The 10,886-nt window shown below is 67.7% G+C and carries 10 protein-coding genes; 6 read left to right on the top strand and 4 right to left on the bottom strand.

Annotated features, from left to right (window positions below):
• The coding region (locus tag ACE3T8_RS14625; RefSeq protein WP_374610173.1) for a transposase at positions 1-104 on the top strand (104 nt) is incomplete at its 5' end.
• 55 nt (positions 105-159) lie between these two features.
• Here the strand turns inward: ACE3T8_RS14625 and ACE3T8_RS14630 are convergent.
• Positions 160-1,521: an OmpP1/FadL family transporter gene (locus tag ACE3T8_RS14630; protein WP_374610155.1), complete on the bottom strand. Its 1,362-nt coding sequence runs from the start codon at positions 1,519-1,521 to the stop codon at positions 160-162.
• A 204-nt stretch (positions 1,522-1,725) separates the two neighbouring features.
• Here ACE3T8_RS14630 and ACE3T8_RS14635 point away from each other — a divergent pair, with 204 nt between their 5' ends.
• Positions 1,726-2,418 carry a rhomboid family intramembrane serine protease gene (locus tag ACE3T8_RS14635; protein ID WP_374610157.1) on the top strand — a complete coding sequence of 231 codons (693 nt, stop codon included), beginning with the start codon at positions 1,726-1,728 and terminating at the stop codon, positions 2,416-2,418.
• Here ACE3T8_RS14635 and ACE3T8_RS14640 read toward each other — a convergent pair.
• From ACE3T8_RS14640 to gpmI, 3 genes are all read right to left on the bottom strand, one after another.
• Positions 2,412-3,803, bottom strand: a complete 1,392-nt coding sequence (locus ACE3T8_RS14640; protein WP_374610159.1) for a S41 family peptidase — start codon at positions 3,801-3,803, stop codon at positions 2,412-2,414. The two genes, ACE3T8_RS14635 and ACE3T8_RS14640, sit on opposite strands and share 7 nt — an antisense overlap.
• A 100-nt stretch (positions 3,804-3,903) precedes the next feature.
• Positions 3,904-5,127 carry a murein hydrolase activator EnvC gene (locus tag ACE3T8_RS14645; RefSeq protein ID WP_374610161.1) on the bottom strand — a complete coding sequence of 408 codons (1,224 nt, stop codon included), beginning with the start codon at positions 5,125-5,127 and terminating at the stop codon, positions 3,904-3,906.
• A complete protein-coding gene (gpmI, locus tag ACE3T8_RS14650) occupies positions 5,127-6,671 on the bottom strand; it encodes a 2,3-bisphosphoglycerate-independent phosphoglycerate mutase (protein WP_374610163.1) in 1,545 nt (514 codons plus the stop codon). Before gpmI ends, ACE3T8_RS14645 begins: the two co-directional genes overlap by 1 nt.
• A gap of 113 nt (positions 6,672-6,784) precedes the next feature.
• Here gpmI and ACE3T8_RS14655 point away from each other — a divergent pair, with 113 nt between their 5' ends.
• From ACE3T8_RS14655 to ACE3T8_RS14670, 4 genes are all read left to right on the top strand, one after another.
• Entirely contained in the window at positions 6,785-7,462 is a 678-nt protein-coding gene (locus ACE3T8_RS14655; protein ID WP_374610165.1) for a hypothetical protein, read from the top strand.
• Between the two features lie 49 nt (positions 7,463-7,511).
• Positions 7,512-9,251, top strand: coding sequence for a M28 family metallopeptidase (locus tag ACE3T8_RS14660; protein WP_374610168.1), 1,740 nt, complete (start codon positions 7,512-7,514; stop codon positions 9,249-9,251).
• 89 nt (positions 9,252-9,340) lie between these two features.
• The gene (locus ACE3T8_RS14665; RefSeq protein ID WP_374610170.1) at positions 9,341-9,736 is read left to right on the top strand and encodes an MAPEG family protein; all 396 of its coding nucleotides are present in this window, start codon (positions 9,341-9,343) and stop codon (positions 9,734-9,736) included.
• Between the two features lie 15 nt (positions 9,737-9,751).
• Entirely contained in the window at positions 9,752-10,666 is a 915-nt protein-coding gene (locus ACE3T8_RS14670) for a DUF1570 domain-containing protein (protein WP_374610175.1), read from the top strand.
• The last annotated feature ends 220 nt before the right edge of the window (positions 10,667-10,886 follow it).

Consider the following 10,886-nt stretch of genomic DNA (forward strand, 5'->3'; position numbering starts at 1 on the left):
TCAACAACCGGATCAAGGTCATCAAGCGCATCGCCTACGGCTACCGCGACGACGCCTACTTCTTCCTCAAGATCCGAGCCGCATTCCCCGGAGTTGGGAGATGAACCAAGAAAAAGCCCCGCCGAAGCGGGGCTTTTTCGTATCACGCGATCGCGGGGATCAGAAGCGGTACTGCATCGACACGCCGAACAGGTTGGCGTGGCCGTCGTACTCGCCGACCAGGGTCGAGGTGTTGCCGGCAGCCGCATCGACCGGCAGGTTGATCGTCGGCGAATCGATGGTGATGCGCTGGAACGCGGCATCGATCGACAGGCTCTCGCTCATGTTCCAGGTCGCACCGATCGAGTACAGCATGCGATCGTTGTCCGGCAGGCGCGGGGTGCGGTGGGTGTCGTTGGTCGGGCTTTCGTCCTGTGCAACGCCGCCGCGGATCGTGAACGCATCGCTGATGTCGAACTCGGCGCCGAGCGAGACGAAATCGGTGTCTTCCCACTCGAAGGGTTCGCTGCCGACGATGGTGCCGTTGTCGCGCTTGATGGTCACGTCCTTCAGCGAGCTCCAGCCGGTGCTCTGGTAGTCGGCCATCACGCGGAAACCGTCGGTGAAGCCATAGGAGATGCTCAGGGTGGTGATCGACGGGGTGACCAGGCGCGCGCCGCCGTCGCCGTCCTTGAAGCGCGGATCATTGCCGAGCAGCGCCGGCACGTTGGCGAAATCCAGGGTGCCTTCCAGATCGTGCTTGATCTCCGAGCGGTGGCTGAAGCCGATCGCCAGCTTGTCGTTCGGCGCGATCTGCGCACCGATGACGTAGCCCAGGCTGGCGCTGTCGCCGCTCACCTCGAACGCACCGTCCAGCTGCTGCGGCTTGAACGGAAATGCCGTGTTGAAGCAATTGGCGGGGTTGCCGGAACCGGCGCAGAGCGCGGAACCGAAGTCGATCGCCTTGCTCAGGGTCACGTCGGCGCGCTCGTAGATCAGGCCGGCGCCGATCGACACGCCGTCGGTCGCCTTGAACGCGACGGACAGGGTCAGGTCGACCACCTTCACATCGGAGGTCAGGGCGCGGTAACGACCCACCCAGCCCGGCTCGTATTCGGTCTTCAGGCCGAACGGCGCACCGACGCTGGCACCGATGGTCATGCCTTCCAGCGCGCCGTGGAGCGGAAACACCGCCGCCATGTTCGGCACCACCGTCGGGTCACCCGGGTCGCCGCCGTTGCCACCGCTCAGCGGGGCGGCGGGCGAACCGAGGACACGGCCGCTGCCGGTGAATTCGGCGGTCAGGTCGATGACGGTGATGTCGGCCTGGAAGGTGTTCTTGTCCAGGTTGGTCATCGCGGCGGGATTGAGCGAGACGTTCGAGGCGTCCTTGCCGACGAGGCTGCCGGCATTCGACTTGCCGAGGTTCTTGACGCTTTGCTCGCGAAGCTGGAAGCCGCTGGCACCAGCCTGGCCGGCGACGAGGGCGCCCAGCACGGCAAGCGCGAGCGCCGAGGCGCGGAAGCTGCGGGTATGGCTCATGGACTCTTCTCCGGAAACACGTGTGCAGTGATTGTTGTCATGTGCCGGCGGATGCTGGATGCAATGGCCTGGCAGGTCAGCGCTGCGTTTACCGGAGTTCCTGCCCAAGGCAGCCCTCCCCCGACGTACGACGCCGTATGCAGTTTAGCCGCTAACTTAACTTCCCGCTAACAAACAGCCGGGCCGGCCGTTACAGTGCCGCTCATGTTCATCGGCATCCAGACCCGCCGCCAGCGTCGGCTCCTGTGGGCGACGCCGCTCCTGTTCGCCACGTTGTGGGTGGCCTACATCGTGTCCGCGATGCGCGCACCGGCCGGCCGCATCGCCACGGCGCTCGACTGGGGCGTGCTGACCGGCGGACTCGACAGCGTGGCGGCCTGGCAAGCGGCGATGGCCGATGGCAGCGTGCTGCGGCTGGTGTCCGGCCTGTTCCTGCATGCCGACTGGATCCACCTGCTCGGCAACCTCGTGTTCCTGCTGATCTTCGGACTGCCGGCCGAACGCACGATGGGCGGGCGCCGGTTCCTGCTGCTGTTCCTGCTCGGCGGCGCGGTGGCGAACCTGGCGGCGGTACTGGCGATCGGTGCGCCTGATCGAGTGGTGATCGGGGCCAGCGGGGCGGTGTCGGCGGTGATCGGCGCCTACCTGGCCCTGTTCCCCGGTGCGCGGCTGGGGGTGGTGCTGCCGCTGGGCCTGTTCCTGGAATTCGTGCGGGTGCCGGCGTTCCTGCTGATCGGCCTGTGGGTCCTGCTGCAGGTGTTGTTCGCCTACAGCGGACCGGCGTTCGGCGCGGTCGCCTGGCCGGCGCATATCGCCGGCTTCCTGTTCGGGGTGGTGTTCGCCCTGCTGACCAAGGCGGCGATCGCCCGCCGCCTGCGTCGCAGCCGCGGCTACTGAGCCTTGGGCTTGGTCGCTGGCGGTACGGCAGGCTTGGCCGGCGCCGCTGCCACACCCGCCAGTTTCTTCAGCTCCAGCAAGGCCGCTTCGAGCGGCTTCGGGCCCGGCAGGACTTCCCCGGCATTGTCGCCTTCCATCGCCTTGCCCTCGCCGGCCAGGTGGCGGGGCAATTCCGCTTCGCTGATCGGGGCCGGGCGACGCTGGCCGCCCTCAGGATGCAGGACCACGTCGGGGACGATGCCCAGCGCCTGGATCGAATGCCCGCTCGGCGTGTAATAACGCGCCGTGGTGAGCTTGATCGAGTCGCCGTTGTCGAGCGGCAGCAGGGTCTGCACCGAACCCTTGCCGAAGGTGCGACTGCCGACCACGCGCGCGCGCTGGTTGTCGCGCAGGGCACCGGCCAGCACTTCCGCCGCGCTGGCGGACCCTGCATCGACCAGCACCACCACCGGCGCACCCTCGAGCCTGTCGCCGGGCGTTGCATCGAAGCGGCTGTCGCCGATCAGTTCGCGGCCCTTGGTGCTGACGATGCCGCCCTTGTCCAGCAATTCATCGGCGATCTGCACCGCACCGACCAGCAGGCCACCCGGGTTGCTGCGCATGTCCAGGACCAGGCCGCGCAGCGGTGCATCCTTCTGCAGGGCATCCACGGCCTTGTTGAAATCGCTGGCGGTTGCGGCCTGGAAGCTGCTGATGCGGACATAGCCGAAGCCCGGTTCCAGCATCCGCGAACGCACACTGGTGGTGCGGATGGTCTCGCGCACCAGGGTCACGTCGAACGGTTTCGACGTGCCTTCGCGGACGATGCGGACCACCACCTTGGTCCCGGCCTTGCCGCGCAGCGGCGCGGAGGCATCGCCCTCGCCCGCCACCAGCGGCTTGCCGTCGATGGCGATGATCACGTCGCGGCTGCGCAGCCCGGCGCGCTCCGCCGGACCGTCGTCGAGCGGGGCCACCACGCGCACGCCGCCTTCCGGCAACTGCTGCAATTCCAGCCCGACGCCGTCGTAGGCGCCGCTGGTGAGCTCATCGAACTCCTCCGCATCCGCCTTCTTCATGTAGGCACTGTGCGGATCCAGGTCCAGCAGCAGGCCGCGCACCGCGGACTGCATGAGTTCGCGGTCGTCGACCGGATCCACGTAGGCCTGGCGGATCGCGTTGTAGACCATGACGTAGCGGCGGATCTCGTCCAGCGGCACCTTGGCGGCGTCGGTCCTGGCCGCGTCGGGATCATCGCTGGCCAGAGGATCCTGCTCATCCTGCGCCGCCGCGGGTTGCGTGGCCGGAGGCGATGCCGGGGCGGGCGATGGCGATTGCGCGAAGGCGGGCGCAGCGACCGCGCCCAGCAGGATGGCGATGACGATGGAAAGCGGCTTGGCCCGCATGGGTGCTCCGGTTGCGCGTTGCGGTTCGATCTCCGACCGGGGGATACCGGCCGGGTTCCCCATCATGCCCGCGAACGGCGTGGCGATGCCGTGCAGGGATTCATTGCCGCGTCAGCCAACTGGCCGGGTTGACCGGGCTGCCATTGCGACGCAGTTCGAAGTACAGCGCGGGACTGTCCTGTCCACCCGACGTGCCCACGCTCGCCACCGTGTCCCCGCGCTTCACCGTGTCGCCGGCATCGCGCAGCAGGCCATCGTTGTGCGCGTACAGGCTCATGTAGCCGTTGCCGTGGTCGATGATCAGGATGTTGCCGTAGCCGGTCATCCAGTCGGCATACACCACGGTGCCGTCGGCCATCGCCTTGACCGCGGTGCCGGCGGCCGCGCCGATCAGCACGCCATCGCTGCGACGGCCATCCGGCAACTTGCCGCCGAACGACGCCAGCAGGTTGCCGGCGACCGGCCAACCCAGGCCACCCACGCGCATCGCCGGCGCGCTGGCCACCGTCGTGCGCCTGGCGGAGGGTTTCGGCTTGGGCTTGCCCGAGGCCGCGGCCTGGCGCTCGGCCTCCGCCTTGGCGCGGGCGGCATCGCGCGCCGCCTTCGCCGCCGCGGCGCGCAGGCGCGCCAGCAGGTCCTGCAAGGCCTTGGCATCGCGACCCAACGCTTTTTCGCGGCCGGCGCGATCCTGGTATTGCTGGTCGATGCCGGCCAGCAGACCTGCACGTTGGCTGCGCGCTTTCTGGAGTTCGGTCAGCTGGCCGGCCTGCGTGCGGCGCTCGCGGTCCAGCGCCTCGCGACGCGCGACGATCTCGCGCTCGAGCACGTCGATGCGCTGCAGTTCCGCCGACAGCACCCGGATCCGCTGCACCTGGCCGCGCTGCAGGTAACCCTGGTAGGTCAACGCGCGTTCGGCTTCGGCCACGCGATCCTGCGCCAGCATCGTCTTCAATGGCGCTTCGCTGCCGGCGAATTGCGCAGCGCGCAGCAGGCGCGCGAGCTCGGCCTTCTTCGCGCCCAGGTCGCCGGCATGCCGTGCACGTTCGGCCTGCAGGCGCTGCAGGTCCGCACCATCGCGCTGGAGGGTCGCCTGGGTCTTCTGCAGCGACCGCTGCACGCCGCCGACCTGCTCGTCGGCCTCGCGCAGCTTGCGGCTGGCATCGCCGCGCTCGCCCTCCAGCTTGCGACGCTCGGCGGCGACCTGCTTCAACTCGCTGCGCACGCCCTGCAGGCGGCGTTCGGCGTCATTGCGATCCTGCGCATGCGCAACGCCGGCGAGCATCGCCAAAGCACAGCACAACGCAATGGCGCGCAGTCGATGCATCAGGCCGGCAGCAACAGGCTCTGGCCGCTCATGTCGACGGGCTGCGGCAGGCCCAGCAGGTCGAGCAGGGTCGGGGCGACGTCGCGCAGTGCACCGCCACCGCGCAGCGCGACATCGCGACTCCCCACGTAGACCAGCGGCACCGGCCCGACCGTGTGTGCGGTATGCGGCTGGCCGGTCTCGGGATCACGCATCATTTCCAGGTTGCCGTGGTCGGCCGTGATGATCAGCGCGCCGCCCGCATCGCGCACCGCCTGCGCAACCCGGCCGATGGCGATGTCGACCGCCTGCGCCGCGGCGATCGCCGCGGACAGGATGCCGCTGTGGCCGACCATGTCCGGATTGGCGATGTTGCAGACGATCGCGTCGAAGTGGCCGGAGCCGATCGCGGCCACCAGCTTGTCGGTCAGTTCCGGGCAGCTCATTTCCGGCTGCAGGTCGTAGGTGGCGACCTGCGGGCTGGGCACCAGGATGCGTTCCTCGCCGGCGAACAGGTCTTCGCGACCGCCGCTGAAGAAGAAGGTGACGTGCGCGTATTTCTCGGTCTCGGCGATGCGCAGTTGCGCAAGGCCGGCATCGGCCACGATTTCGCCGAAGGTGTGGCGCAGGTCGTCGGGCGCGAAGGCGAGCGATGCAGGCAGCTTCGCGTCGTATTCGCTCAAGCAGACGAAGCGCGACAACGCGGGGCGGCGCGCGACGAAGCCGTCGAAACCAGGCTCGATGAAGGCCGCGGTGAGCTGGCGCGCACGGTCGGCGCGGAAATTCATGAACACCACCGCGTCGCCATCGCGCATCGACTGCGCGTTGTCCAGGATCGTCGGAGTGACGAACTCGTCGTTCTCGCCGCGGGCGTAGGCGGCCTGCAACGCCGACAGCGCATTCTCCTCGTAGTGCTCGCCGTCGGCTTCCACGATCGCATCCCAGCCACGTCGCACGCGGTCCCAGCGCTTGTCGCGATCCATCGCGTAGTAGCGACCACCGATCGTGGCGATGTGCGCATTGCCAAGTCGCGCGCAGAGCGCCTGCAAGGCAATGAGGCTGGCCTCGGCCGAGCGCGGTGGCGTGTCGCGACCGTCCAGGAACGCATGCACCGCGACCCGCGGCACGCCCGCGCGATGCGCGAGCTCGAGCATCGCGAAGATGTGCGCCTCGTGGCTGTGCACGCCGCCCGGCGAGAGCAGGCCCATCACGTGCAGGGTGCCGTCGTTGGCGATGGCATCCCGGCAAGCCGCATTCAATTCGGCATTGGCGAAGAAGCTGCCGTCCTCGATCGCGGCATCCACCCGGGTCAGGTCCTGGTAGACGATCCGGCCGGCGCCCAGGTTCATGTGGCCAACCTCGGAATTGCCCATCTGCCCGTCCGGCAGGCCGACGTGGCGGCCTTCGGTATGCACCAGCGTATGCGGGCAGGTTGCCAGCAGCCGGTGCCAATTGGGCAGGTCGGCCTGCGCCAGTGCGTTGTCCTCGACCTCCTCGCGGTGGCCCCAACCATCCAGGATCAGCAGCATCACGGGCTTGGGACGGGCGGGGGCGGTAGCGGGCACGATCGGTTCCTGTGTGTGGGAGGCCCGCGCAGCGGGGGTTCGATGATTGTAGCGGTGTCTAAACCCTCGGCCGGCCCACTGCATCAGAGCCTGTACAACCACTGGAGTCCCGCATGAAACGCTCCCTGCTCTTCGTTGCCCTGCTCGCCCTCTCCAGCGTCGCCTCGGCGGCTGGCCACGACGGCCCCGGCCGCGACATCGACAAGGTCAACGGCAGCATCACCGCCAGCGCCGGCGAAGCCTACGGCGACCTCAGCACCGTCAACGGCGGCATCGACCTGGAACGCGGCGCGCGCGTGGGCGACGTGGAAACCGTGAATGGCGGCATCGAGGCCGCGGGCGACGTGGGTGCGCGTTCGGTTTCGACCGTCAACGGCGCGATCCGCTTCGGCAAGCAGGCCCGCATCGACGGCGACGTGGAAACGGTCAACGGCGGGATCTTCATCGATCGCGGCGGCAACGTGCGCGACGACGTCAGCACGGTGAACGGCGCGATCGGCCTGGTCGACACCGACCTCGGCGGCGGCATCGAAACCGTGAATGGCGATGTCACCGTGGGCGTGGGTTCGCACGTCAAGGGCGGCATCCACGTGGAGAAGCCGAGCGGCAACGGCATGCAGTGGGGCAAGCAGCGGATCCCGCGCATCGTGATCGGCCCGAATGCGGTGGTCGATGGCCCGCTGGTATTCGAACGCGACGTGGTCTTGTATGTGCACAACACCGCCCGCACCGGCAGCGTGCGCGGCGCCACCCCGACGTCCTACAGCACCGCAACCCCGCCGCAGGACTGACCGCCGCGACGCGGCTAGAATCGCGGGACAGCCGACAAGGAGTCCCGCGATGCGCGCCACCACGCTTTCCCTCGCCCTGCTGGCGCTGTGCGCCTGCACGCCACGCGGCGACCAGCAGGCCGCCGCCGATGCCACCGCCGACGCAACACCGGCCGCCGCCGACGCGGCCACCGGCAACCACGCATTCAACGACGCGATCGATGCCGGTGACTTCGCCGAGCACGTGAAGCAACTCGCCTCCGATGAATTCGGCGGCCGTGGCCCGGGCACTCCGGGCGAACAAAAGACCGTCGAATACATCAAGGCGCAGTTCGCCCGCATCGGCCTGCAGCCGGGCAACGGCAGCGACTGGTTCCAGACCGTGCCGATGGTGGAAACCACCGCCGACGAGGCCTCGGCCTCGATGGTCGCCACGGTCGGCGGCGCGGCTCAGATGCTGAAGTTCGGCACCGACATGGTGATCGGCACCCGCACTGGCAAGCCGCAGGTCGACATCAAGGACAGCCAACTGGTGTTCATCGGCTACGGCGTGGATGCGCCGGAGCAGAAGTGGAACGACTACGCCGGCGTCGACGTCAAGGGCAAGACCGTGGTGATGCTGGTCAACGATCCCGGCTTCCACGCAGGCGACACCAAGCTGTTCGACGGCAAGCGGATGACGTACTACGGGCGCTGGACCTACAAGTTCGAGGAAGCCGCGCGCAAGGGCGCCGCCGCCGCGCTGATCATCCACGACACCGAGGGTGCGTCCTACGGCTGGGACGTGGTGAAGAATTCCTGGTCCGGCCCGCAATACGACCTGCCGGCCAAGGACGACCCCGCACCGCGCGTGCCGGCACAGGGCTGGATCACCGGCGAGGCCGCCACCGCATTGTTCAAGGCGGCCGGCCAGGACCTGGGCAAGCTGCGCGCCGCCGCCAACAAGCGCGGCTTCAAGCCGGTACCGCTCGACGCCACCCTGTCGCTGGGGTTCAAGAGCACCTCGGTGGAAAAATCCTCGCGCAACGTGGTCGGCCTGTTGCCCGGCAGCGAAACCCCCGACGAGGCGATCGTCTACATGGCGCACTGGGACCACCTCGGCACGCATGAGGGCGAGACCGGGGACAACATCTACAACGGTGCCGTGGACAATGCGACCGGTGTCGCCGCGATCATCGAAATCGCCGAGGCCTTCCGCAAGGCCAAGGTGCCACCAAAGCGCTCGATCCTGTTCCTGGCCGTCACGCTGGAGGAATCCGGACTGCTTGGCTCGAAGTACTACGTGGCACACCCGGTCATTCCGCTCGACAAGACCGTGGCCGTGTTCAACCTCGATGCGCTGTCGCCGGTCGGCAAGGCCCGCGACATCACCGTGGTCGGCAAGGGCAGCTCGCAACTGGAAGACCTGCTGAAGCCGCTGCTGGATGCGCAGAAGCGCAAGCCGGTCGGCGAGAGCAATACCGCCGCCGGCTACTACTTCCGCTCCGACCACTTCAACTTCGCCAAGGCGGGCGTGCCGGCGCTGTACATCGACAGCGGCACCGACCTGCTGGATGGCGGCCAGGCCGCGGGCGACGCGGCAGGCAAGGACTACACCGATCACCGCTACCACAAGGCCGGCGACCACTTCGACGCCGCGACCTGGAAGCTGGACGGCATCGTCCAGGACCTCGACGTGGTGGCCACGATGGGCACCACCCTGGGGAACGATGGCCAGTGGCCGAACTGGTACGCGGGCAATCCGTTCAAGGCCGCACGCGACGCGATGCGTCCCGCAGCACCAACGAGCACACCGCCTGCCAAGAAATAAGGTTGTCGACATCGCCGGTGCCGCGGGGCGCCGGCGATACAAGGATCGGCTAGGCTGGCGGCCTTCATTCGTGCCCGGGGAGGGCCGCCATGTCCATCGCTTACTGGTGCATCCTGATCGCCGCCGTCCTGCCGTTCATCTGGGTCGGCTTCGCCAAGAGCGGCGCGCCCGGCTACAACAACAAGGATCCACGCGGCTGGGTCGCCAAGCAGGACGGCTACCGCGTCCGCAACGCCTATAACGCCCACCTCAACGCCTTCGAGGCATTCCCGACCTTCGCCGCAGGCGTGCTGATGGCGCAGTTCGCCGGCGTCGACCCGGACCACGTCAACCTGCTGGCCGTCGCCTTCATCGGCTTCCGCGTGCTGCACGGCGTGTTCTACCTGGCGGCGGCGGCCCTCATGCGCAGCCTGGTGTGGATCGGAGGCTTCGCCTGCGCGATCGGATTGATGGCGCTGGCGGCGTTGAAGCTCGGCGCGGTCTGACACGACCACGTCTTGGTGGTGCACGTCGCAAGGGCGTGGCTGCTGGTAGCGGCAGCAACTGCCGTCATCGGCATCGCCGCTTACGCTGCGTGGCGGATGCATCGACAGCCGCAGTCCGCCACGTCGCCATCAGCGACCCGCGTGATCCACGGAATCCCGATCGGGGCTGTCGTCATCGACACCCCGCATTACAGGATCCATTCCAGCGCGTCCGCCGACCATGCCGCTGAAGTCGGCCAAGCGCTCGAATCGCTGCACGCAGCCTATGCGGCTCTGTTCCCGATCGCCACGGACCCCGGGCGACTCCCGGTCATCCTGTACCGCGATCGCGCCGAATTCTCCCGCAACAACCGCAGCAGCCCCTGGGCCGAGGCTTACTACCTCGATCCCGCCTGCTACGCCTATTTCGATGCCGCGGCCCGCAACCCCCATCACTGGGCGATGCATGAAGCCGTGCACCAACTCGCCCGCAAGGCGTCCGGATTCAAGCGCAACCGCTGGATCGACGAAGGGCTGGCCAGTTACTTCTCCGCAAGCCGGCGTGTCGATGGACGACTCCAGCCCGGCAACATCGATTCCACCGCCTACCCGGCCTGGTGGTTGGCGGATGCGGCCGGCAAACGCAAGATGCCCATCCCGCTCGAGGTGCTGCTTTCTAACGGCAGCGGTCCCGCCGTGGATACCCATTTCAACCAGTATTACCTGAGTGCATGGAGCCTCACCCACTTTCTCCTGCACCGCGACAATGGCCGCCATGCCAGTGCATACCGTGCATTCCTTGAAGCCGGTGCCGACCGAAATGCCTTCCTCCGCCACATCGGCCCGATCGAAACCATCGAATCGCAATGGATCCAGTATTTCAGGCGGCAAGCCCAAGAGGCGACTAAGCGGCAGCTTGAAGACACCCCGACCATCAGCATTGGCGATTAACTTCACGCTGACCGATGACGCCCCCGCAGCATTCTCGCGCACGCCATTTAGTTCCGAATGTTCCGCTGATTTTCTTTAGGTCAAAGAAAAACTCCGCAGCGAGGGCTGCGGGGTTTTGGGCAAAGACCCTGGCGATCCCCAAGAGGGGACCGAGGTGACCTGTTGCGGGTCGCGGCGGCGCCGCGCACCGCAACGCGATAGGCGGAGTATTGGCCATTCA

This window comes from Thermomonas sp., from assembly GCF_041919455.1.
In the GTDB taxonomy this organism is placed as follows: Bacteria; Pseudomonadota; Gammaproteobacteria; order Xanthomonadales; family Xanthomonadaceae; genus Thermomonas.